1 protein-coding gene is annotated in these 247 nt (G+C 37.7%); it reads left to right on the top strand.

All coding sequences use genetic code 11. From position 1 onward, the window contains the following. Positions 1 to 247 (top strand): baseplate J/gp47 family protein (locus H6B31_RS17005; RefSeq protein WP_204899556.1); only part of this gene is annotated, 247 nt, incomplete at both ends.

Below are 247 nucleotides of genomic sequence, written 5' to 3'. Positions count from 1 at the left end.
GCTTAGACTATGCAGTGTCTTATGCAAACATTAGACGTATTGCAGCATCAAAAACATACACACCATTAGAAGTGACAGGTATTGTTGGATCTATCGTGCCATTGGGTACTATTGTAGATGTAGCAGATGTTGGTACTAGGTTTTTGTTTACAGAAGCTTTGACCCTAACTAACACACAGTTTGCAGACATAACAATAACCACATCAAGTGTGGTAGATTCAACTAACTATTCAATTACAGTCAACTC

Source organism: Pseudoflavonifractor capillosus (genome assembly GCF_016899775.1).
GTDB lineage: Bacteria > Bacillota > Clostridia > Oscillospirales > Oscillospiraceae > Lawsonibacter.
This window is presented reverse-complemented; position numbering and strand designations above follow the sequence as displayed.